This window comes from Gordonia sp. HS-NH1 (assembly GCF_001418765.1).
Taxonomy (GTDB): domain Bacteria; phylum Actinomycetota; class Actinomycetes; order Mycobacteriales; family Mycobacteriaceae; genus Gordonia.
In genome coordinates this window covers 189214-212392 of the sequence record NZ_LIYC01000003.1, presented here as the reverse complement: position 1 = coordinate 212392, position 23179 = coordinate 189214, and the positions used below count along the sequence as shown (strand labels likewise).

General features: G+C 69.3%; 21 protein-coding genes. 8 read left to right on the top strand and 13 right to left on the bottom strand.

What is annotated here, in order from left to right:
• Window positions 1–11 precede the first annotated feature (11 nt).
• Together AMD30_RS04385 and AMD30_RS04380 are read left to right on the top strand one after the other, a co-directional pair.
• On the top strand, window positions 12–1040 hold the full coding sequence (locus AMD30_RS04385; RefSeq protein ID WP_010841469.1) for an alpha/beta hydrolase: 1029 nt from the start codon (window positions 12–14) through the stop codon (window positions 1038–1040).
• Window positions 1037–2434, top strand: coding sequence for a mycothione reductase (locus tag AMD30_RS04380; protein WP_055474802.1), 1398 nt, complete (start codon window positions 1037–1039; stop codon window positions 2432–2434). The genes AMD30_RS04385 and AMD30_RS04380 overlap by 4 nt, the downstream gene beginning before the upstream one ends.
• Window positions 2435–2451: 17 nt before the next feature.
• Here AMD30_RS04380 and AMD30_RS04375 read toward each other — a convergent pair whose 3' ends face one another.
• Window positions 2452–3255 (bottom strand): alpha/beta fold hydrolase, encoded by an 804-nt coding sequence (locus tag AMD30_RS04375; RefSeq protein ID WP_084817196.1) that lies wholly within the window; start codon window positions 3253–3255, stop codon window positions 2452–2454.
• A gap of 56 nt (window positions 3256–3311) precedes the next feature.
• The gene (locus tag AMD30_RS04370) at window positions 3312–4883 is read right to left on the bottom strand and encodes a cobyric acid synthase (RefSeq protein WP_055474800.1); all 1572 of its coding nucleotides are present in this window, start codon (window positions 4881–4883) and stop codon (window positions 3312–3314) included.
• A 133-nt stretch (window positions 4884–5016) separates the two neighbouring features.
• Between AMD30_RS04370 and AMD30_RS04365 the strand changes: the two genes are divergently transcribed.
• Window positions 5017–7230 (top strand): protein kinase domain-containing protein, encoded by a 2214-nt coding sequence (locus tag AMD30_RS04365; RefSeq protein WP_231632639.1) that lies wholly within the window; start codon window positions 5017–5019, stop codon window positions 7228–7230.
• Between the two features lie 20 nt (window positions 7231–7250).
• Here AMD30_RS04365 and map read toward each other — a convergent pair whose 3' ends face one another.
• Window positions 7251–8114 (bottom strand): type I methionyl aminopeptidase, encoded by an 864-nt coding sequence (map, locus tag AMD30_RS04360; RefSeq protein ID WP_010841474.1) that lies wholly within the window; start codon window positions 8112–8114, stop codon window positions 7251–7253.
• 121 nt (window positions 8115–8235) lie between these two features.
• On the opposite strand from map, the gene AMD30_RS04355 reads away from it, so the two are divergent.
• From AMD30_RS04355 to AMD30_RS04345, 3 genes are read left to right on the top strand one after another with little or no spacing between them, the layout of a single operon-like run.
• Window positions 8236–9258, top strand: a complete 1023-nt coding sequence (locus tag AMD30_RS04355) for a heme/hemin ABC transporter substrate-binding protein (RefSeq protein WP_014926487.1) — start codon at window positions 8236–8238, stop codon at window positions 9256–9258.
• On the top strand, window positions 9255–10397 hold the full coding sequence (locus AMD30_RS04350) for a FecCD family ABC transporter permease (RefSeq protein ID WP_055474799.1): 1143 nt from the start codon (window positions 9255–9257) through the stop codon (window positions 10395–10397). The genes AMD30_RS04355 and AMD30_RS04350 overlap by 4 nt, the downstream gene beginning before the upstream one ends.
• Complete coding sequence (locus tag AMD30_RS04345) at window positions 10391–11233, top strand: heme ABC transporter ATP-binding protein (RefSeq protein ID WP_055474798.1); 843 nt, start codon at window positions 10391–10393, stop codon at window positions 11231–11233. The genes AMD30_RS04350 and AMD30_RS04345 overlap by 7 nt, the downstream gene beginning before the upstream one ends.
• Here the strand turns inward: AMD30_RS04345 and AMD30_RS04340 are convergent.
• From AMD30_RS04340 to dxr, 5 genes are all read right to left on the bottom strand, one after another.
• On the bottom strand, window positions 11175–13016 hold the full coding sequence (locus tag AMD30_RS04340; RefSeq protein WP_055474829.1) for a penicillin-binding transpeptidase domain-containing protein: 1842 nt from the start codon (window positions 13014–13016) through the stop codon (window positions 11175–11177). The genes AMD30_RS04345 and AMD30_RS04340 overlap by 59 nt on opposite strands.
• A gap of 57 nt (window positions 13017–13073) precedes the next feature.
• Window positions 13074–13910, bottom strand: a complete 837-nt coding sequence (locus AMD30_RS04335; protein WP_010841479.1) for a GNAT family N-acetyltransferase — start codon at window positions 13908–13910, stop codon at window positions 13074–13076.
• A 31-nt stretch (window positions 13911–13941) separates the two neighbouring features.
• Window positions 13942–15129 (bottom strand): flavodoxin-dependent (E)-4-hydroxy-3-methylbut-2-enyl-diphosphate synthase, encoded by a 1188-nt coding sequence (gene ispG / locus AMD30_RS04330; protein WP_014926482.1) that lies wholly within the window; start codon window positions 15127–15129, stop codon window positions 13942–13944.
• An 85-nt stretch (window positions 15130–15214) separates the two neighbouring features.
• Window positions 15215–16441 carry a M50 family metallopeptidase gene (locus AMD30_RS04325; protein WP_055474797.1) on the bottom strand — a complete coding sequence of 409 codons (1227 nt, stop codon included), beginning with the start codon at window positions 16439–16441 and terminating at the stop codon, window positions 15215–15217.
• 51 nt (window positions 16442–16492) lie between these two features.
• Window positions 16493–17668 (bottom strand): 1-deoxy-D-xylulose-5-phosphate reductoisomerase, encoded by a 1176-nt coding sequence (gene dxr, locus AMD30_RS04320; RefSeq protein WP_055474828.1) that lies wholly within the window; start codon window positions 17666–17668, stop codon window positions 16493–16495.
• 143 nt (window positions 17669–17811) lie between these two features.
• On the opposite strand from dxr, the gene AMD30_RS04315 reads away from it, so the two are divergent.
• Complete coding sequence (locus AMD30_RS04315) at window positions 17812–18108, top strand: DUF2631 domain-containing protein (protein ID WP_014926479.1); 297 nt, start codon at window positions 17812–17814, stop codon at window positions 18106–18108.
• 76 nt (window positions 18109–18184) lie between these two features.
• Here the strand turns inward: AMD30_RS04315 and rlmN are convergent, their stop codons facing one another.
• Window positions 18185–19291, bottom strand: coding sequence for a 23S rRNA (adenine(2503)-C(2))-methyltransferase RlmN (gene rlmN, locus AMD30_RS04310; protein ID WP_010841484.1), 1107 nt, complete (start codon window positions 19289–19291; stop codon window positions 18185–18187).
• A 30-nt stretch (window positions 19292–19321) separates the two neighbouring features.
• Here rlmN and AMD30_RS04305 point away from each other — a divergent pair, with 30 nt between their 5' ends.
• Window positions 19322–19729, top strand: coding sequence for a LapA family protein (locus AMD30_RS04305; RefSeq protein ID WP_055474796.1), 408 nt, complete (start codon window positions 19322–19324; stop codon window positions 19727–19729).
• Window positions 19730–19757: 28 nt separating this feature from the next.
• Here the strand turns inward: AMD30_RS04305 and AMD30_RS04300 are convergent, their stop codons facing one another.
• The 4 genes from AMD30_RS04300 to AMD30_RS04285 all read right to left on the bottom strand — a co-directional run bounded on the left by AMD30_RS04300 (window position 19758) and on the right by AMD30_RS04285 (window position 23076).
• Window positions 19758–20609 carry a phosphatidate cytidylyltransferase gene (locus AMD30_RS04300; RefSeq protein WP_055474795.1) on the bottom strand — a complete coding sequence of 284 codons (852 nt, stop codon included), beginning with the start codon at window positions 20607–20609 and terminating at the stop codon, window positions 19758–19760.
• Window positions 20606–21163 carry a ribosome recycling factor gene (gene frr, locus AMD30_RS04295; protein ID WP_055474794.1) on the bottom strand — a complete coding sequence of 186 codons (558 nt, stop codon included), beginning with the start codon at window positions 21161–21163 and terminating at the stop codon, window positions 20606–20608. Before frr ends, AMD30_RS04300 begins: the two co-directional genes overlap by 4 nt.
• 58 nt (window positions 21164–21221) lie before the next feature.
• Window positions 21222–21956, bottom strand: a complete 735-nt coding sequence (pyrH, locus tag AMD30_RS04290; protein ID WP_010841488.1) for a UMP kinase — start codon at window positions 21954–21956, stop codon at window positions 21222–21224.
• An 88-nt stretch (window positions 21957–22044) separates the two neighbouring features.
• Entirely contained in the window at window positions 22045–23076 is a 1032-nt protein-coding gene (locus tag AMD30_RS04285; RefSeq protein WP_055474827.1) for an alpha/beta hydrolase, read from the bottom strand.
• Window positions 23077–23179: the final 103 nt, after the last annotated feature.

The window sequence follows — 23179 nt, the reverse complement described above, 5'->3', positions numbered from 1 at the left end:
GACCTGTCACTATGCTGGCTGGCGTGAGCGTATCCGCCGCCGCCGACTGGCGGCCCGACCGATTCCTCGACGCCTACCGGCAACGCGTGCTCCCGCTGGGACCCGACCCCGACGGCGAGTCGCCGGTCACCGCGACCCTGGTGCGCCGCGCCGAGACGTCACCCGCACGCGGCGCGGTGCTCTACGTCCACGGCTTCACCGATTACTTCTTCCACGAGCCGCTCGCCGATTTCTTCGTCGACCGCGGTTACGCGTTCTATGCCGTCGATCTCCGGAAATGCGGACGTTCGCGGCAGTCGCACCACACGCCGCACTTCACCACCGACCTCGCGATGTACGACGAGGAGCTCAACGCCTCGTTGCGGATCATCCTCGACGAGGTGGGCCCCGACTGCCGCGTCGTGGTGGCCGGCCACTCGACCGGCGGCCTCGTCACCGCGCTCTGGCTCGACCGGTTGCGGCAGCGCGAGCCGGCCCTGCACGCCGCGGTCGACGGACTCCTGCTCAACTCGCCGTGGTTCGACCTGCAGGGCGACGCGGTCCTGCGCACGCTGCCGGTCACACTGCTGATCAAGGCGATCGCCGCCGTCGCTCCGACCAGGGTGATCCCGAAAGAACTCTCGCAGGCCTACGGCGAGAGCCTGCACGACAGCGCTCACGGCGAGTGGAACTACGACCTGTCGGCGAAACCGCTCGGCGGATTCCCGGTCACCTTCGGTTTCCTCGACGCGGTGCGCAGCGGCCAGCGCCGCCTGCACCACGGTATCGACGTCGGTGTGCCCGCCCTTGTATTACGTTCGGACAAAACGCATTTCGCCAAGACCTACTCCCCGTCCACCGATCATGCCGATGCCGTCCTCGACGTCACCCACATCGCGCGCTGGAGCGGTTGCCTCGGCGGCCGGGTGACCGCGGTGCCGATCCCCGACGCCCGGCATGACGTATTCCTCTCCGTCGCGCATGCTCGTGAGCACGCCTACCGCGAGGTCGACCACTGGCTGTCCGCCGTCCTCTCAACCGAAAGCGAGAATCCCCTATGACCGCCACACAGGTCGTCGACCTGGCCATCATCGGCTCCGGGAGCGGCAACGCCATCCCCGACGACCGGTTCGCGGACAAGACCCTCGCGATCTTCGAGGAGGGCGTCTACGGCGGCACCTGCCTCAACGTGGGCTGCATCCCGACCAAGATGTTCGTCTACGCGTCCGAGGTGGCCGAGATCGCCACCCACGGCGCGCGCCTGGGCGTGCACGCCAAGGTCGACTCGGTCGACTGGCCGGGCATCGTCGACCGCGTGTTCGGCCGCATCGACCCGTTGTCGCAGGGCGGCAAGGAGTACCGGGTCGACCGCTGCGACAACATCACCGTCTACGACTCCCATGTGGAGTTCGACGGGCGGGACGACGACGGCCGGTACCGGCTGGTCACCCGGGACGGCGACACGGTCCTCGCCGCCGAGGTGGTGCTGGCGGCCGGCTCGCGCGCGGTCATCCCCCAGGTCATCGCCGACTCGGGCGTCACCTACTACACCAACAACGACGTGATGCGTCTCGCCGAGCTGCCCGAACGCCTGATCATCGCCGGAAGCGGTTACATCGCCGCGGAATTCGCGCATGTCTTCGGCGCGCTGGGTTCCCGCGTGACGGTCATCGCGCGTGGACCGGCGTTGCTGCGCAAGCAGGACGCCGACATCTCCAACCGCTTCACCCAGGTGGCCGAGGAGAAGTGGGACGTGCGCCTGGCGACCACGATCACCGACGCCGAGGACCTGCCCGACGGCGGTGTCCGCGTGGGGCTTTCCGACGGCACCTCACTCGAGGCCGACGTGCTCCTGGTCGCGACGGGCCGCCGGCCCAACGGCGACCGGCTCAACCTCGGTTCCGTCGGCATCGAACTCGACGAGGAGGGCCGCGTGCGCTGCGATGCACACGGCCGCACCGCCGCCCGCGGCGTGTGGACCCTCGGCGACGTCAGCTCGCCCCATCAGCTCAAGCACGTCGCCAACCACGAGCAGCGGGTCGTCCAGGCCAACCTCCTGAAGGGTTGGGACGAAACCGATCTCGACTCCTTCGACCATCGGTTCGTACCGGCCGCGGTGTTCACCCACCCGCAGATCGCGTCGGTGGGGCTGACCGAGGCCCAGGCGCTCGACGCCGGCCTCGACATCGCCGTCAAGGTCCAGGCCTACGGCGACGTGGCCTACGGCTGGGCCATGGAGGACACCACCGGATTCTGCAAGCTGATCGCCGAGCGCGGCACCGGCCGGCTGCTGGGCGCACACCTCATCGGTCCGCAGGCACCCACCGTCATCCAGCCGGTCATCCAGGCGATGCACTTCGGACAGACCGCACACGAGCTGGCCCGCGGGCAGTACTGGATCCACCCGGCGATGCCCGAGGTCCTCGAGAACGCGCTGCTCGGCCTGGAGATCTGACGGCGTCGGCGAGACCCTCAGAAAATGGTTGAGCGCAGGGCGATCTCGCTGGCGAGGGCCGGAGCGGCGTGCTGCGGAATCCAGTGGTCCACGCCGGCGAGTTCGCAGAAGCGGAAGTCGCCGTAGACGTACCGGCCGCTCCCCTGTGCCTGTTCGCGACCCAGCGCGGTGTCGGCGTCGCTCCACAGCAGCGTCGTCGGGATCTCCACCGGCGGGCAGGCCATCGTCGCCTTGATGTCGCCGGTGAAGTTCGCGCGGTACCAGTTCAGCGCCGCGGTCAGGGCGCCGGGCTCCCGCAGCGGGGCGAGCTCGTCCTCGGTGATCCCCACGGCCCGCAGCTGCGCACCGTCGTCGGCGAGGAGCTTCTCCTCTGCCCCGTCGGTGACGAAATCGAGAATGTACGAGGAGCGTTCGCGCTGATCGCTGCCGGCGAGCGCGTCGCGCATCGCCGACGGATGCCCGGTGCTCCCGACGACGAGTCCGGTGAACCGGTCGGGGTACTTCCCGGCGAGATGCCACGCGAGGATGCCGCCCCAGTCGTGTCCGACCAGGATCGCGTAGCCGATGCCGAGCGCGTCGAGCACGCCGATCGCATCGGAGACGAGGTGGGTGAGGTGGTAGTCGTCCACCCGGGACGGCCGCGCGCCCGGGCTGTACCCGCGCTGGTCGATCACGAGGGTGCGCAGGCCCGACTCGTGCAGGCGCGGCAGAACCTGGTCATAGCAGCTTCCGTTCACCGGGAAGCCGTGCAGCAACAGAACCCACGGGCCGGCCTCCGGCCCCCCGATCCGGACGTCGAAGGTGAGGCCGTTCACGGTCACCTGACGGTGATCTTCAGTCATTGGGCAACGATAACCCGTTCGCAGGATCGCAGCGCCTACAGAGCATCGAGGTGGTGCCGGATGATCGGCGGATTGCGCGGCGGCCCTTGTTCGATGAGACGCGTCACGGCGTCGAGGTCGAGATGTTCGGTGACGAGGTCGGCCATCTGGTCGACCTGCCGGCGACGTTCGGCGTCGACATCGGTGTCCGGTGCCACGCGGAACCCGCGCACCCCGGCCTCGGTCGCCACGTCGGTGAGGAGACGGCGACGGAAGTCGTTGCACGCCAGCAATCCGTGCCAGTGCGTACCCCGTAGGGCCCCCCGGATCGCGCCCTCCGGTCCGTGCCGGTCGTCGACGATCCACGTGTCCTCCGCCGAGCGGGTCACCCGTCCGTGATGGATCTCGTAGCCGCTGATCGCGACCGCGGACGCCGGGTCACCGGCCGATCCGCCGGCGCCGGTGACCTGCCGCACGGTCTTGTCGGCGTCGAACTCGATGTCGAGGTCGAACAACCCCAGCCCGGGCACACGCCCGCGACCGGATTCGACCCGGTCGTCGAGTGTTCGGCCGAGCATCTGGAATCCGCCGCAGACGGCGACGATCGGACGTCCGCGGGCGGCGCGTTCGGTCAGCGCCTCCCCGATGCCGCGCGCCCGGACCCAGTCGAGGTCGGCGACGGTGGCCCGGGTACCGGGCACGACGACGAGGTCGGCGGCCGCCACCCCGGCCGGGTCGTCGACCCAGGTGACGTCGACACCGGGTTCGCAGGCCAGCGCCTCGACGTCGGTCGAGTTCGATATCCGCGGCAGCCGGATGGCCGCGACACGCAACCGGGCGCCCACCGTCGGGCCGGACTCGGTGAACGAGCGCGGTGGCCCGACGCGTCGCCCGACGGGTGCGGCGAGGGAGTCCTCGGCGTCGAGCCACAGGTCGTCGGCGAACGGCACGACACCGAGCGTCGGCCGCCCCGTGATCGCCTCCACCTGGCGGAGCCCCGGTTCGAGGATCGAGGGGTCGCCGCGGAACTTGTTGATCACGTACCCGGCGATCAGGCGCTGATCGGCGTCGTCGAGAACCGCGGTGGTCCCGAACAGGTGTGCCAGCGAGCCACCCCGGTCGATGTCGGTCACCAGCAACACCGGAAGCCGAGCCGCCTGTGCGAGACCGAGATTGGCGATGTCGTTGGCGCGCAGGTTGATCTCCGCGACCGAACCCGCACCCTCACAGATGACCACGTCGAAATCGCGTCGCAGACCGGCCAGTTCGTCGGCGACGACGGCTCGCAGTCGCGCCCGCCACTGAAGATAGTCGGCGGCCCCGACGTCGCCGGCCGGGCGGCCGCGGAGGATGACGTGCGAGCGGCGGTCGCTGCCCGGTTTCAGCAGCACCGGGTTGAACCGGGTGGACGGCTCGAGTCCGCACGCGAAGGCCTGCAACGCCTGCGCGCGACCGATCTCGCCGCCGTCGAGGGTGACCACCGAGTTGTTCGACATGTTCTGCGCCTTGAACGGTGCGACGCGCACACCGGCTCGGTGCAGCGCCCGGCACAGCCCGGCGACGATCAGGCTCTTCCCGGCATCGCTGCTCGTACCGCCCACGAGCACTGCGCCACCGACTGCGTCCACCCGGACAGCCTAGTGGTGGCGTCGTTCACACGGCGCACCGTTCGCCTCGCGGCGCGGTGGCGCTGGATAGAGTGGCCCATCGAAGGGGTCAGCAGTCGTGCACAGCAATGGGGGGTCGTCGGACGTGGAGGTCGTGAAGCCCGGATCCGTGTTCGCCGGGTATCGCGTTCTCTCGCTGCTCGGGCACGGCGGCATGGGACAGGTCTGGCTCGTCGAACATCCGACCCTGGGCCGGCGCGAGGCACTCAAGATCATCTCGCCCAATCCCGCCGACCCCAGCTTCGCCGAGCGGTTCCGCAACGAGGCCCGCACCGCGGCGGCACTCGATCATCCCGGCATCGTGACGGTCTACACGCACGGCGTGGAGAACGGCAGTCCGTGGTTCTCGATGACCTACCTCGACGGCGACGACCTCACCGCCGTACCGATCCTGCCGGTCGCGGATGTGGTGACCATCGTCGGCAAGGTCGCCGATGCCCTCGACTACGCGCACACACAGCGCGTCATCCACCGCGACATCAAACCCGCGAACATCGTGATCGCGCGGGGATCCGACGGCCGGATCACGCGGGTCACCGTGCTCGACTTCGGCATCGCCCGCCTGATGGACGGCGCCAAGATGACCGCCACCAATCTGTTCGTCGGCACCCTCGCCTATGCCGCACCCGAGATCCTCACCGGCGAGGCGGCCATACCGGCGTCGGACCAGTACGCGCTCGCGTGCACCACCTTCCAGCTGCTCACCGGATCACAACCCTTCCCCGGCCAGACCCCGATGGCCTTGATCGCCGGCCACGTCAACACACCCCCACCGCGGATCTCCGGGCGTCGACCCGATCTCGGATATCTGGATCCGGTGTTCGCGCGCGCCCTCGCCAAGAACCCCGCCGACCGGTTCTCGTCCTGTTCCGAGTTCGCCGCTGCCCTCGCCCGGGCCGTCGAGACCGCACCGACGGCGTCCACGCCGCCGTTCGGGCAGCACCAGCCCCCGGGTCGCCCCCAGCAGCTTCCCCCCACCCAGCATCCGCCCACCCAGCACGCGCCGGTACACCCCGCCGCTGCCCACCGGGCCCCGCCGCCCGGCGGTGGTCAGTACGCACCGTTCCCCGCCTACGGTCCCGGCGGCCCGCGTCTCGGCCATCCGACCGGACCGCATGGGCCCGGCCCCGGGCAACGGGGATCCGGCTCGCGGACCGCATGGATCATCGCCGCGGTCCTCGGTGTCATCGTCCTCGTCGTCGGGGTCGTCGGAGCCGCCATCGCCCTCGGCGGATCGGAGTCGGATTCCCCGACGACGGTCGCCGGGTCGTCGACGTCGGGGCCCAGCACGTCCGGTTCCCCGGCCGGCAGCGGCACCTTCGACTCCATCGCGTCCAGCGGGGACAGCACGTGCGCGGTACGCGACGGCCGGCTGTACTGCTGGGGCGGCAACGAGCGGGGCACGCTGGGCGACGGCACGACCACCGACCGCCCGCGGCCCGTCGCGATCACCGGCATCTCCGATGTGTCCGCGGTCAGCATGGGCGGTCTCGGAACAACCTGCGCGATCAGTTCCGGTGACCTCTACTGCTGGGGCTACGGCGTCGGACAGCCGGGCCAGAACGTGCCGCTCCCGACGAAGGTGACCGGCCTGTCACGGGTGTCGGCGGTGTCGGTCGGGTTGACGATCTGCGCGATCAGCGACGGCGACGCCTACTGCTGGCGCAACAACGCCAGCGGGCAGGTGGGTAACGGCAGCACCGGCTCGGTGGACGTGCCGACCCGCGTCGCCGGGTTGACGGACGTGACCGCCGTCTCCACCTCGCACACCACCAGCTGCGCGATCGCCGGCGGCTCCGCGTACTGCTGGGGCAACAACCGCGAAGGCCAGATCGGTGACGGCACCACGATCGACCGCCTGACCCCGACGCGGGTTCTCGGTCTCGATTCGCCGACGTCGATCAGCGCGAGCCTCTACTCGACATGTGCGGTGGCCGGCTCCGGCGGCGTGTTCTGCTGGGGCCAGAACACCAGCGGCCAGCTCGGCGACGGCACCGAGCAGAACCGGCGGACCCCGACCCGGATCGACGTCCGCGGGGCCACCGAGGTGTCGACCGCGGCGTACGGCGGATGCGCCGCCGCCGGCAGTTCCGCCTATTGCTGGGGGTCGCGCAGCGATCAGCCCGACAAGAGCCCGGACCGCGTCAACGGACTGTCCCGGGTCACCGCGGTCACCACCGGGTCGGCGAACGTGTGCGCCGTCGCCGACGACGAGATGTACTGCTGGGGCCTCAACGGGAAGGGTCAGCTCGGCAACGGGACGACCACGACGAGCAGCGAACCGCAGCCCGTCCGGTTCCCCGCCTGACTCCTGGTCGGCCTGACCTCTCAGTTGTCGGGAAGCGTGAGGACCTCGGCTCCGTCGTCGGTGACGACGAGGGTGTGCTCGAACTGCGCGGTCCACCGGCGGTCGGCGGTCACGACGGTCCAGCCGTCGTCCCACATCTCCCATGGCAGCGCGCCGAGGTTGATCATCGGCTCGATGGTGAACACCATCCCCGGTTCGAGGACCGTGTCGACGTTCGGCTCGTCGTAGTGCAGCACGATCAGCCCGTTGTGAAAAGTCTCACCGATGCCGTGGCCGGTGAAATCGCGCACGACCGTGTAGCCGAAACGATTTGCGTAGGACTCGATGACCCGTCCGACGACATTCAGCTCGCGGCCCGGCTTCACGGCCTTGATGGCCCGTTCGGTCGCGATCCGGGTCCGTTCGACGAGATCGACGGCCTCCTGATCGACGTCGCCGGCGAGGAAGGTCGCGTTGGTGTCACCGTGCACACCGTGGATGTAGGCGGTGACGTCGATGTTGACGATGTCCCCGTCCTCGATCACGGTCGAGTCCGGGATGCCGTGGCAGATGACCTCGTTGAGCGACGTGCAGCACGACTTCGGGAAGTCCTTGTAGCCCAAGGTCGACGGGTATGCGCCGTGATCGATCATGTACTCGTGCGCAATCGCGTCGAGTTCATCGGTGGTCACGCCCGGGGCGACGGCCTTGCCCGCCTCGGCGAGCGCGTTGGCCGCGATCTTGCTCGCGATGCGCATCTTCTCGATGGTCTCGGCCGTCTGCACCCAGGGCTCGTGCCCTTCGTCGACCGTCGGCTTCCACACGTACTCGGGACGTTCGATGGAGTCGGGCACGGACCGGATGGGCGAGACGATCCCCGGCGTGAGGGCACTACGAACTGGCATGCGTCCAGACTATCGCTGCCCGTCGCGCCGAGGCCCGTGGGCGGACGACGGACCGATCGCCATTAAGCTCGCCGGGAGGAGCCGACGGCGGCGTCGGGCCGACGATGGAGGTGGTGACGCGGTGCGGACCAGGGGGTTGCGGGCGGCGCTCGTGATGGTGCTGACCGTCCTGAGCCTGTCGGCATGCTTCGTCACCCCGATCGAGCAGGACAGGCACTCGCCGGGTGCGTCGCTGCGCTCCGGTCCGCAGACCGCCACACTCGCGGAGTCCGACGTCACCCCCGTCGTCGAGAATCCCGCCCCTCGGCTGCCCGCCACCGTCGACTCACTCCGGTACGGCGACGTGACCGTCGGCGACGCCGACCGGATCATCGCCGTCGACATCAACGGGACCCTCGGCAACATCGTGTACGCCCTCGGACTCGGGTCCCGCGTGGTGGGGCGCGACACATCCACCGCCTTTCCCTCGGCGAGGTCGCTTCCGGTGGTGACCAACCGCGGACACAGCCTCAACGCGGAATCCGTTCTCGCACTCGACCCGAGCGTGCTGCTCGTCAGCGAGTCGACCGTGCCGACCACCGCGGTCGACCAGATCCGCGACTCCGGGGTCGCCGTTGTGGTCTTCCCGGCCGCCCGCGATCTCGAGTCGAACGACACCCTGATGCGCTCGGTCGCCGCCGCGCTCGGTGTCCCCGACGCGGGCGAGAAGCTCGTCGCCCGGACCGACGCCCAGATCGAGGAAGCGCGCGAACTGGTGCCGGACCCGTCCGGAGATCCCACGATGGCGTTCCTCTACATCCGTGGACGCAACCTGCTGCTGCTGGCCGGGCCCGGATCGGGCGCCGACGACCTGATCGAGGCGCTCGGCGGCCGGGATGCCGGTGCGGCGGCCGATCTCACCGGCGCGTTCACCGCGATCAGCGCCGAGGCCATGATCACCGCCGACCCGGACGTCATCCTCGTGATGACCCAGGGCGCGGCGACGGTCGGCGGACCCGCGGGGGTCCTGACGTTGCCGGGTGTGGCCGACACCGAAGCCGGCCGTAACTCACGGGTCGTCCAGATGGACGAGACCCAGATCCTGGCGTTCGGACCCGAGGTCGGACTCGTGCTCGGCGCCCTCGCGAGGTCGATCTACGCATGACCGACCCGGCACCCACCCGGACGACGACAGCGCCGGCGACCGAACCGACCACCGCGTCGACGGCCTTCCCCTCCCCCGGTGACACACCGCATCGGGTCCGCGACCTCACCGTGGTCGCCGTGATGCTGGTCGCCACCGTCATCCTCGTCATCGTGTCGGCCGGCACCGGCAAGGTGTCGGTACCGCCGCTCGAGGTACTCGGCAGCATCGCCCACCACTTCCACCTCGACCTGGGACCGCTTCCGTCACACCCGAACGGCGAGGGCGCGCTGTGGAATGTGCGATTCCCCCGCATCGTGCTCGGACTGTTCGTCGGCGCCGCACTCGGTGCCGCGGGCTGCCTTCTCCAGGGTGTGCTCGCGAATCCGTTGGCCGAGCCGGGCATCATCGGCGTCTCCTCGGGCGCCGCGGTCGGCGCCTGCCTGATGATCGTGCTGGCCGGAGGGACCGCCGGAGTCGGTGGCGCCGCGGGCAATTGGGCTCTCGCCGGTGCCGCGTTCGTGTTCGGTCTGATCACGGCGGCGGCGGTGTACCTGTTGTCCCTCCGGGACGGCTCGTCGTCGGCGATCATGCTCGTGCTCACCGGCATCGCCGTCAACGCGTTCGCCGCCGGGATCATCGCGTTCCTGACCTTCGTCGCGACCACCGCCGCCCGCGAGCAGATCATCTTCTGGCAGCTCGGCTCGCTCGCCGGACGCACCTGGAGCGAGATCTGGGTCGTGGCACCACTCGTCGTCGCGGGTGTCGCCGCCTGTCTGTTCCTCGTCCATAAGCTCGATCTGCTGGCGCTCGGCGACATCCAGGCCGCCTCCCTCGGCGTGAACGTCGAAGCCGTCCGTCGCCAGGCGATCGTCCTGACCGCGGTGTTGACCGCCGCCGCGGTCGCCTTCGCGGGGATCATCGCCTTCGTCGGCCTCGTGGTACCCCATGTGATGCGCCTCATCGTCGGACCGCGCCACGCGATCCTGCTGCCCACCAGCGTCATCGGCGGGGCTCTGGTCATCACCGCCGCCGACCTCGCCGCCCGGACGATGCTCGGTGACGCCGACCTCCCGCTCGGCATGTTCACGTCGCTGATCGGCGGCCCGGTGTTCTTCATCCTGCTGCGTCGCAGCCGTCATGCGGGTGCCGGATGGTGACCGCCGAGACCCCGGCCACGACGGTCCTGGGCATCCGCGCACGGGATGTCTCGGTCGCCCTCGGCGGGCGCGAGGTGGTCCGCGGGGTGTCCCTCGACGTCGGGCCGGGTGAACTCGTCGCCCTGGTCGGACCCAACGGATGTGGCAAGTCGACGCTGCTGTCGGCGCTGTCGGGCACCCGCACGCCACAGCGGGGACACATCGAGGTCGACGGGCGCGACGTCACGTCGACCTCGATGCGCGAACTCGCCCGCCACCGCTCGCTGGTGACGCAGCAGAACCGGGTCGACACGCCCTTCACCGTGGCCCAGGTCGTCGCGATGGGCCGATACCCGTGGCTGCGGACACCGCGCGCCGCCGACTCCCCCGCCGTGATCGCCGACGCGATGGCGCTGTGTGAACTCGGCGACATCGCCGACCGCCCGTTCGGACAGCTCTCCGGCGGCCAGCAGGCACGCGTCTCCCTGGCTCGCGCACTCGCCCAGGACACTCCCGTGATGATGCTCGACGAGCCGACCGCGGCCCTCGACATCCACCACCAGGAGCAGGTGCTCGACATCCTGCGCATCCACCGCGACGCGGGCAACGCGGTGCTGCTGGTGGTGCACGACCTGACTCTCGCGGCCGCCTACGCCGACCGGGTGGCCGTGATGAAGGACGGCCGGTTGCTGGCGAGCGGACCGACGTCCGAGGTGATGACCGTCGACCTGCTCAGCCGCACCTACGATCACCCCGTCGAGGTCATCGAGCACGCCGGTCGACGGGTGGTCCTGCCCGTCAGGGCAGAGGGCGCACCGCGTACCCCGGTCCGAGACCACCGAAGAAGTCGCGGGTGACGGCCACCGCGTTGTTCGAGTCCCCGCCACCCACGACGAGGGTCGCGAAGGCGATGTCGCCGCGGTAGCCGGCGAACCAGGCGTGTGACCCGCCGGCGAACTCAGCCTCACCTGTCTTGCCGAACACCGCTCCCTGCCCGTCGATCACCGAGGCCGTACCGCTCGTGATCACGGCCCGCATCATCGGGCGGAGCTGGTCGTAGACCTCGGGCGCCATGGTCGGCGTCGGCCCCTCGACCTTCGTGGGCTTGTCCAGGATGAGTTGCGGCACCGGCGCCTTGGTGCCGTTCGCGACGGTCGCTGCCACGAGCGCGAGGCCCAGCGGCGAGACGAGCACCTTGCCCTGTCCGAAGCCGTCCTCACTGCGGGCGACGAGTTCGTTCTCGATCGGCACCGACCCGGACACGGCGTCGAGGCCGGCGATCTCGTACTGCTGTCCGATGCCCATCGCAGCCGCGGCGTGCGCGAGGTCCGACGGACCCATCTGGCTGGCGAGCTTGGCGAACGTGGTGTTGCACGACTGCGCGAACGCTCGCAGCATCGACACGGTGCCGAGCGAGAAACCGTCGTAGTTCGGGATCAGGCGCGGCCCGATCTGGATCGCACCGGGACATCCGACGGGGGTGTCGGGGGTGGCCATGCGTCGGCTGATCGCGGCCGCGGCGGTCACCATCTTGAACGTCGAGCCGGGCGGGTACAGACCGGTCGTCGCGATGGGACCCTGCCGGTCGGCGGCGGGATTCTGCGCAACCGCGAGGATCCGTCCGGTGGACGGTTGCACGGCCACGAGCGCGATCTGAAAACGGTTGGTGGCATTGACCGCTCGCTGGGCCGCGTTCTGCACCGTCCGGGACAGGCTCAGCGAGACCGCCGGCGCGGGGTCGGGGTCGTGATCGGCGAGCACGTCGGCGTCGAGGCCGTTGGGATTGACCGTGACCACGCGCCAGCCCGCGCGTCCCGACACCTCGGAGTCGACGACCTTCTTGACCTCGGTCAGCAGTGCGGGCGCGAATCTCGGGTCCTCGGGGACCAGTTCCGCCTGTTCATTGGTCACCACGCCGGGGATCGCCAGCTGGTCGCGCAGTCGGTCGAACTGCTCGTGCGAGAGCCGGGCGAGCGGGTACTGCTGCCGGTTGGCGGTGACCTGTTCGGTGATCGTCTGCTCGTCGAGCGACGGGCTGAACCGGCGCAGCACCGCCACCGCGGCGGTCACCGACTCGGCGATCGACGCTCCTTGTTCGGCGGCGGCGACCGGGTCGAAGTTGACGCCGACGACGCTGCCGTTGACCATCACCTCCGAGCCGTCGGCCTCGTTGACCGTGGCGCGCGGCGCCTCGACGATCTGGAGCGAGAGCCGTTGGTCCGCACCGAGTTTCGGATGGATGTTCGTCGATGCCCAGCGCACCGCCCAGCCGTCGTCGGAGCGGCCCATCCGCAGGGTGGCGTCATAGGTCCAGTCGCGACCCCGCGGCAGCGCCCACTGGTAGTCGACGTCCACCTCGGCGGTGTCGCCGGTGACGCGAACCCGGCCGGCCTGCGACTCGAGCGCCTCGGCACCCAGACCGGCCCAGGCCGACTCCATCGCGGACTCCGCAACGTCGGGGGCGTCGGTCAGTGCGGCCGCCGAGGCGACCTCACGGTCGGCATAGGCCTGGAGGAAGCGTTCGGCGGCGCGGCGCGGACCGTCGTCCTCGGAGGCCGAACAGCCGACCGTGGCCACCGTCACGGCAGCACACAGCGCGACGATCACCGCCGGGGTCCATCGAGTTCGCATGCGCCACATCGAGGTCGAGTCTAGGGTGGCGCGGTCGGATTCCCGCGACGCCACGCGGCAGGGCGGTCAGTCGACGAGGACGGTCGCGAAGGTGCCGACCTCGGTGAATCCGATGCGCTCGTACACCGCCCGCGCGGTGACGTTGAAGCCGTTCACGTAGAGACTGGGGATGCGCCCGTGCGCGGCGACGGCCTCCGCGACGGCGGCGGTGCCGCCCAGCCCGAGCCCCTCGCCACGACGGTCGGGAGCGACCCAGACACCCTGGATCTGGCCGACCCGGCGGGACAGCGAGCCGATCTCGGCCTTGAACACCACGTCGGGGCCGTCGAACCGCGCGAACACCCGCTGCGCGGTGATGAGCGAGGCGAGGCGACGCCGGTAGGACCGGCCGCCGTCGCCGGCCGTCGGATCGACACCGACCTCGCCGATGAACATGTCGATGGCCGCGGGCATGTACGCGTCCAGGTCGTCGAGGGTCACCAGCCGCACCAGGGGGTCGGCGGGTACCGCCGAGCAGGTGGTGAGGGCGAGCAGCGGCTGCACCGGTCTGACCTCTCGCGCCGGACCCCACACCGGCTCGATCTGGTCCCACATCTGCAACACGAGTTCGGCGCGGCCGACGATCGATGAACACGCCCGCGGCGCGGCGACGGCGCGGTCGGAGAAGTAGTCGAGATCGCCCGGCGACCCGACGAGCGGGATCAGATTCGCGCCGGAGAAACAGAGCGACGACGCCGGATTGTGCGCCGTCCACAGCTCACCGCCGAGGAGGCGGGGGTTGATCCCGTGCGTCTCGAATCGGGCCGCCACCATGCACATCGCCACCGGGTCGGAGGTGAGGACACGTTCGACGGCAGCCGCATCACGAGCGCCGAGCGGCTTGTCGCCCAGTAGCTTCAGCAACGCCGCTCCTCCTCTCCGGGCTTCCGCCGACCTACGAAACGGTCACCACGGGCGCGCCCACAGTTGTACCGTCTCCAGTTTCTCCTGATTCCTCGGCGATCCGCAGCGCTTCTTCGATCAAGGTCTCCACGATCTGCGCCTCGGGGACGGTCTTGATGACCTCACCCTTGACGAAGATCTGACCCTTGCCGTTGCCGGATGCGACGCCGAGGTCGGCTTCCCGGGCTTCGCCGGGACCGTTGACGACGCACCCCATCACGGCGACGCGCAGCGGGACCTCCATTCCCTCGAGTCCCGCGGTGACCTCGTCGGCGAGTTTGTACACGTCGACCTGGGCGCGTCCGCACGACGGGCAGGAGACGATCTCGAGTTTGCGGGGGCGGAGGTTCAGCGACTGCAGGATCTGATCGCCGACCTTGATCTCCTCGGCCGGCGGTGCCGACAGGGACACTCGGATGGTGTCGCCGATGCCCTCGCTGAGGAGCGCACCGAACGCCACCGCGGACTTGATCGTGCCCTGGAACGACGGCCCGGCCTCGGTGACGCCGAGGTGCAGCGGGTAGTCACAGGCGGCGGCGAGCTGGCGGTAGGCCTCCACCATGATCACCGGGTCGTTGTGCTTCACCGAGATCTTGATGTCGCCGAAGCCGTGCTCCTCGAACAACCCGGCCTCCCAGAGCGCCGACTCGACGAGGGCCTCGGGGGTCGCCTTGCCGTACTTCTGCAGGATGCGCTTGTCGAGCGAGCCGGCGTTGACGCCGATCCGGATCGGGATGCCGGCATCGCCGGCCGCCTTGGCGACCTCCTTCACCCGACCGTCGAACTCCTTGATGTTGCCCGGGTTGACACGCACCGCGGCACACCCGGCGTCGATCGCGGCGAAGATGTACTTCGGCTGGAAGTGGATGTCGGCGATCACCGGGATCTTGGACTTCTTGGCGATGATCGGCAGCGCTTCGGCGTCCTCGGGACGGGGGCACGCGACGCGCACGATGTCGCATCCCGAGGCGGTCAGCTCGGCGATCTGCTGGAGCGTGGCGTTGATGTCGTGGGTCTTGGTCGTCGTCATCGACTGCACCGAGATCGGGTGGTCGCTGCCGACGCCGACCGAGCCGACGAAGAACTGCCGGGTCTTTCGCCGCGGGGCGAGCACCGGGGGTGGCCCGGCGGGCATGCCGAGTCCGATCGGCACGGCGTTCGCGGGAGTCGGGGCGTTCATCTCGTTCACCTCTGGGGAATCGGAGTGTCGGTGTGGTCGGGAGGGGTCACAGGGTGTTCGTCGTGCGGGCTCACGCCGGATGTGTTCACCAGGGATTGATCGGGTTGACGATGTCGGCGGTGAGCGTGAGCACCATGAAGCCGGCCATCACCACCACCGCCGCATAGGTGATCGGGAGCAGCTTGTAGTAGTCGACGGCACCGCCGGGGGCGCGGCCGAACCAGCGCCGCACGGTGTCGCGCCCCTTCTCGTAGCCGACGATCGCCATGTGCCCGCCGTCGAGCGGGAGCAACGGCACCAGGTTGAACAGCCCCAGGAAGAAGTTGATGCTGATCAGGAGCATCCAGAACATGTCCCACAGACCGCGCTCGACGGCCTGGCCGCCGAGCACCGACGCGCCGTAGACGCTGACCGGGGTGTCGAGTGCGCGTTCCCCGCCGGTGACCGCCGTCCACAGGTCACCGATCTTCGACGGCAGCGACAGCAGTGCGTTCCAGGTCTCGACGATGAGGTCACCGGTGAAGGCGAACGCGCCGGGCACGATGTCGATCACGCCGTACTGGATCATCCCCGGCGGGACGTCGTAGGCGATGCCGACCATGTTGTAGGTCTGGGTCTCCGTCGTGCCGTCCGACTTGGTCGCGGTGACCGTGACGGGTTCCGGGGTCATCGTCAGGTCGAGTCGGCGGCCGTCACGGTCGACGGTCAGCGCGACCGGTCCGGTCGACTCGCGGATCACCGGGGTCAGGTCCGACGCCTGGCCGACCGGCTGACCGTTGATGGCGACGATGTCGTCGCCCGGGAGCAGTCCGGCGGCACCCGCGGGACCAGAACCGGTGCACGGGGAGTTCGTCTGGTCGTTGCCGGCGATGGTGATGGTCGACGACACGCACTGGGTCTCGGCGACCCGCGCGGGCACCGGCGGCGGACTGAGGTCGGGCAACCCGAAACTCAGTCCGACGATGATGATCAGCACGAAACCGAGGATGAAGTTCTGGGCCGGTCCGGCGAACAGCACGACGAGGCGTTTCCACGCCTTCTGCTTGTACATCGCCCGGTCTTTCTCGTCCCAGGCGAGTTCCTCGTGCGGGGTCATCCCCGCGATGTCGCAGAAGCCGCCCAGCGGCAGCGCCTTGATCCCGTACTCGGTCTCGCCTCGACGGGTGGACCAGATCGTGGGACCGAAGCCGACGAAGTACCGTCGGACCTTCATTCCCGTCGCCTGCGCGGCCCACATGTGACCACACTCATGCCAGGCGACCGACAGCAACAGCGCCAAGGCAAACAGCGTCACGCCGATCGCGAAACTCACGTACCTACTCCATCCGGATCACGGGGCGTACCCGCTCACGAGGACCGCCGATCAGAAGGATGCGGCCGCGACCAGCTGCGCAGCGCTATCCCGGGCCCACCGATCGGCGGCGAAGACCTCTTCCACAGTACCTGGCGTCCGGGCCCACTGATCGGCCTCGCCGAGCACCTCCTCGATGACCTCGACGATGCGCGGGAACCGGATCGCGCCCGCGAAGAACCCGGCCGCGGCGGCCTCGTTCGCCGCGTTGTAGACGGCCGTCAGGCTGCCCCCCGCGCTTCCCGCGCGCCGCGCCAGCTCGATCGCCGGGAACACCGTGTCGTCGACGGGCTCGAACGTCCACGACGACGCGGTCGAGAAGTCGCACGCGGCCGACGAACCGGGCACCCGGTCCGGCCATCCCAGGGCCAGCGCGATGGGCAGTTTCATCGACGGCGGCGAGGCCTTGGCCACGGTCGCGCCGTCGACGAAGGTCACCATCGAGTGCACGATCGACTGCGGGTGGACGGTGACGTCGATGTGGTCGTAGTCGACGCCGAACAGCAGATGCGCCTCGATGACCTCGAGCGCCTTGTTGACCAGGGTCGCCGAGTTGAGCGTGATCATCGGACCCATCGACCACGTGGGATGGCGGCCGGCCTGCTCGGGGGTGACGTCCTCGAGCTGCGCGCGGGTCCACCCCCGGAACGGGCCACCCGAGGCGGTGAGGACCAGCCGGTCGACCTCGGCTGCCGTCCCGGCGCGCAGGCACTGCGCGATGGCGGAGTGCTCGGAGTCGACCGGCACGATCTGCCCGGGCGCGGCCGCGTCGAGGACGAGTGCGCCTCCGGCGACGAGCGACTCCTTGTTGGCCAGCGCGAGCCGGGCACCCGATCGGAGTGCGGTGAGACTGGGCGCGAGTCCGATCGACCCGACGACCGCGTTGAGGATCACATCCACCCCGGTGTCCGCGACGACCGCGTCGATCAGGTCGCACATGGCGTCGGGCCCGCCGAGCACCCGGCCGCCGAGCCGTTCGGAGAGTTCCGGTGCCCGCGCGGCGTCCGCGACGGCGATCCGCGCGGCCGGGACGCCGAACGCGGCGGCCTGTTCGGCGAGGAGGTCGAGATGCGATCCGCCCGCACCGAGGCCGACCACCTCGAAGAGGCCGGGGTGCTCGGCGACCACCTCGAGCGCCTGGACGCCGATGGAACCGGTGGAACCGAGGATCAGCACACGTGTGGGCACGCACCCATTCTGGACCATCCCGATTCGGCGGACGCCGTCGCCGGTGGCACCGGACAGACCCGCGGGCGGGGTGTGCCGCTATGCTGCTCGGAGAACTACTACCGATCGTCAGACATCTGACGTCCGCGCTGTGAGGAGTGGCTGTGGCAAGCACCGATGTGGAGCACACTGTGGGGCATGGCGAAGGGGGCCACGTCGAGGTCATCGACACCGGCTGGCGCCGCGAGCCCGCCGATGCCCCGTCCGCCCGGTTCGGCTGGCACGGTGCGGCGACCAAGACCTTCTACGGTGCGGCCATCTTCTTCGCGCTGTTCCTGCTCGCGATGATCATCGGCAACCACACCGGCCACATCGAGGACCTGTACCTCATCGCCTTCGCCGTGGGGACGCTGTTCTTCGCGGTCCGCGGCTGGTGGATGAACCGCGGAAAGTGGTCCTGACCGCCACGACACCAGATCCACGAGAAACGCCGAGCGGTGATCCGCTCGGCGTTTCTCATTTCCGCGTCGTCGTGCCTCAGCGCTCTTCGGCTGCCAGCTGTCCGCAGGCGGCGGCGATCTCCTGACCGCGCGTGTCGCGGACGGTGCACGAGACTCCCTGTTCGCGGACACGCCGGACGAACTCGCGTTCGACCGGTTTGGGACTGGCGTCCCATTCCGAGCCCGGCGTCGGATTCAGCGGGATGAGGTTCACGTGCACCAGTGACCCGAGGGCGCGGTGCAGCTTCTGCCCCAGCAGGTCGGCTCGCCAGGGCTGGTCGTTGACGTCCCGGATGAGGGCGTACTCGATCGAGACGCGGCGTCCGGTGGTGTCGGCGTAGTAGCGGGCCGCCTCGAGCACCTCGTCGACCGACCATCGGTTGTTCACCGGGACGAGGGTGTCGCGCAGCTCGTCGTCGGGCGTGTGGAGCGAGACGGCGAGGGTGACCGCGAGGCCCTCGTCGGCGAGACGACGGATCGACGGCGCGAGGCCGACGGTCGACACGGTCACCGAGCGTGCCGAGATCCCGAGACCGTCCGGCGCCGGCGAGGTGATCTGCCGGACTGCGTTCACCACGCGCTTGTAGTTGGCCAGCGGCTCGCCCATGCCCATGAACACGACGTTCGACAGGCGCCCGGGTTCGCCGAGTTCGCCGTCACGCAGCGCACGAGCCGCGGCACGGACCTGGTCGACGATCTCGGCGGTCGACAGGTTGCGATCGAGCCCGCCCTGTCCGGTCGCGCAGAACGGGCAGGCCATGCCGCATCCGGCCTGGCTCGAGATACACAGGGTGTTCCGCTCGGTGTAGCGCATGAGAACGCTCTCGAGGAGGGTGCCGTCGTGCAGACGCCACAGCGTCTTGCGGGTGGAGTCGTCGTCGCAGGAGATGTGCCGGACCGGGGTCAGCAGCTGCGGGAAGAGCTTGTCCCGCACCCCTTCGCGGGAGCCTGCGGGCAGGTCGGTCATCTCGTCGACGTTGCCGTTGAGACGCGCGTAGTACTGACGGGCCAGCTGATCGGCCCGGAACTTCGGCAGCCCCAGCTCGGCCAGCGCCGCGACGCGACCGGCGGCGTCGAGGTCGGCGAAGTGTGTCGGCGGACGCCCGCGTCGGGGCGCGTCGAACACAAGTGGCAATGAGGTCATTTCGCCATTGTCGCATGTCATGATGAAGCGATGACGACACCCGAGGACCGACGGCACACGGGTTCGGTACCTGCGTGGGGCGAACAGCCCGCCGGGGCACCGGTACCGGCGACCGGCCACCCGTACACACCTGATCAGCACTCCCCCGACCCCGACCACCGCGATCGCCTCCGACGCACGGTCGCCGATGTGGAGCACACGCGGACCCGGGCGACCTGGTTCGGCGTGGTGATCGGTGCGATCATCCTCGTCCTGCTCCTGGTCTTCATCGTGCAGAACCTCGACTCGCAGGAGATCGAGCTGCTGTTCTGGGAAGTGAATCTGCCGCTCGGGGTGAGCCTGCTCATCGCGGCCATCGCCGGCGCCCTGATCGTGGCGCTCGTGGGCGGTCTGCGGATGCTGCAGCTGCGGCGTGCGCTGAAGAAGGCCGCGAAGTAGCGCGGACGCCGGGGCGCTTGCCCGCGGGTCAGAGCAGTGCGGTCAGCACGACCCACACCACGAACGCCGACGGCAGCAGGCTGTCGAGGCGGTCCATGATGCCGCCGTGCCCGGGCAGCAGTGTGCCCATGTCCTTGATGCCGAGATCGCGCTTCACCTGCGATTCGACGAGATCACCCAGGGTCGCGCAGACCACCAGGACCGGTCCCAGGATGATGCCGATCCACCAGTGGCTCTCCAGCAGATACACCACGCATCCGACGGCGCCGACGGTGCCGACGACGAGGGAGCCCACCATGCCTTCCCAGGACTTCTTCGGGCTGATCGCCGGTGCCATCGGGTGCTTGCCGAACATCACGCCCGCGGCATAGCCGCCGACGTCGGAGCACACCACGACGACCATCAGCGTGGCCACCCGCGCGGCGCCGTCGTCCTGCACCACGAGGTGCGCGCCGAACGAGGCGAGCAGCGGCAGCCACGCCAGGACGAACACGGTGACCGCGAGGTCGCGCAGGTAGTCGACCGGCGCATTGTTGATGCCCTGTCCGAGGAGCTTCCACACCATGGACACCAGGACCGTCGCCACGAAGGCGACGAGCGCGCCGGTCGGGCCCCAGGGCCAGCTCGCCCAGATGATGGCCTGCCCGCCGACGAGCAGCGGCCAGAGCGCCACCGCGTATCCACCGGTCCGGAGGCGTTTGACGACCTCCCAGGTGGCGATCGCGAAGGCGACCGCCACGAGGCCGTACCAGACCTTCGGTACGAAGATCAGGATCGCGATGATGCTGATGCCGAGCGTGCCGCCGACCGCGATGGCGGCCGGCAGATCGCGCCCCGCGCGCGACTTCTTCTCACCGCCTCGTTGCGGAACCTCGTTCACACCTCGAGCAATTCGTCTTCTTTGTGCTTCACCAGCTCGTCGATCTGATGCACATAGGTCGCCGTGGTCTTGTCCAGTTCCTTCTCGGCGCGGGTGACCTCGTCTTCGCCGGCCTCGCCGTCCTTCTGGATGCGCTTGAGCTCGTCGGCCGCCTTGCGACGCACGTTGCGGATCGCGACCTTCGCGTCCTCACCCTTGCCCTTGGCCTGCTTGACGAGGTCGCGGCGCCGCTCCTCGGTGAGCTGTGGGACGGCGACCCGGATGATCGTGCCGTCGTTGGTCGGATTGACCCCGAGGTCGGAGTTGCGGATCGCGGTCTCGATGTCACGCAGCGTCGACGCCTCGTACGGCTTGATCACGACGAGGCGCGGTTCGGGCGTGTTGATGCTCGCGACCTGCGTCACGGGGGTGATCGAGCCGTAGTACTCGATGTTGATCTTGTTGAACATGGACGGGTTGGCGCGCCCGGTCCGGATCGAACCCATGTCCTCCTTGGCGACGTTGACCGCCTTCTCCATCTTCTCCTCGGCGTCGAGCAACGCGTCGTCGATCATGTTCGTCCTTGTTCCGTTCAGTCGGTGTTCTCGTCGATCTCAGGGTCAGGCGTCGGGTTCAGGTGCTGACCAGGGTGCCGATGCGGTCGCCTGCGACTGCACGGGCGATATTGCCCTGTTGGAGCAAATTGAACACCAAGATCGGCATCTTGTTGTCCATACACAGGCTGAAGGCCGTCGCGTCGGCGACCTTGAGCTCCTTGTCGAGCACCTCGCGGTGGGTGATCTCGGTGAACATCGTGGCGTCGGGGTTGGTGCGCGGGTCGGCGTCGTACACACCGTCGACCGCCTTGGCCATCAGGACCACTTCGGCCTTGATCTCCAGCGCTCGCTGGGCGGCGGTGGTGTCGGTGGAGAAGTACGGCATCCCCATGCCCGCGCCGAAGATCACCACGCGCCCCTTCTCCAGGTGTCGCTGTGCACGCAGCGGCAGGTACGGCTCGGCGACCTGTCCCATCGTGATGGCGGTCTGCACCCGGGTCGAGATCCCGCGCTTCTCCAGGAAGTCCTGCAGCGCAAGGCAGTTCATGACCGTGCCGAGCATGCCCATGTAGTCCGAGCGGCTTCGGTCGAGGCCTCGTTGCTGCAGTTCGGCGCCGCGGAAGAAGTTCCCGCCGCCGATCACCACGGCGACCTGGACACCGGAATTGACGACGTCGGCGATCTGGTCGGCGACGGTGCCCACCACGTCGGGATCGAGCCCGACCTCTCCTCCACCGAACATCTCGCCGCCCAACTTCAGCAAGACCCTACGGAATCCATCCCGCCGGATGGGGTCGGACGCTTCACTCATCGGCTTCCTCACTCGTCGGTTCGGTGAACTATCGTACGTCTTCACCGGAATCGACCCGCGACACGCGTCGTGCGCGCCGCGGGAGAGTTCACCCGCGCAGTGCCGCCTCGAACTGCGGCCAGGCACGATGCAGTTCGTCCTGCCAGTACGGCCATGCGTGGGTGCCGCCCTCGTAGAGGTGGAACGTCGCCGGGACACCGATGTCGCGCATCCGGCGCCGGAGGTTCCGCGTGCACTGCGCCGTGGCCGTCTCGATCACCGCCCCGACCGCGATCTGGTCGAACAGCTTGGAGCCGTTGCCGTCGATACCGGGACCGTCCAGGGTGTCGTATCGGCCCGGCATCCCGGACCCGTTCGACACGTAGATCGACGTCCCCCGGAACTCCTCGGCATGCAGGTACGGGTCGTTGGCACGCCAGGCCGGATCGTCGGGCGGCCCCCACATGTTCACAGTGTTGGCACCGCCGCGGCCCTCGACAACCATCCGGACGACGGCCTGACCGAGCGGATCGCTGGTCTGGGCACAGCCGCTGAACGAGCCGAGTGCCTGATACACGGACGGTGCGTGAAGGGCCAACTGGAACACCGACGTGCCCGCCATCGAGATCCCGGCGATCGCATTGCGTCCGGTGGCGCCGAAGCGGTCGTCGATCGTTGCGGGCAGCTCCTCGGTGAGGAAGGTCGCCCATTTCTGCCTCCCCAGCACGGGGTCGGGTCGCTGCCAGTCGGTGAAGTAACTCGCCGCGCCACCCATCGGGACGACGATGTTGACGTTCTCGTCGGCGAAGAACGTCCGGATGTCGGTCCGGTCGAACCAGCTGCTCCCGCCGTCGCCGCCCGCCGCTCCGTTGAGGAGGTAGAGCGTCGGCGCGGGCCCGGTTCCGCGGGCGGGCCACACCTTGACCGGAACCACCCGGCGCATCGCGGCGGACCGGACGCCGACCTCGATCTCGCCTCCGCGCTGAACCGTCTCGGCGACGATGCGAGCGGGCGCGGGCGACGCGGCGGCGGGCACCACCATTCCGAGAGTCGAGACGACCAGCGCGGTCACGAGTACGGCCACCCGCATCGGCGAGTGCCTGCGCCACGCCCGATCCACGTCGGCAGACCCGTCGTCCATACCCCTCGCCTTCATCCGGGTGCGACCGGCGTCACACGCAACCACGGCAGTGTGCCCGACGCACCGCCGGATGTCCACATGGGTCAATCGTCCGGCACCACAA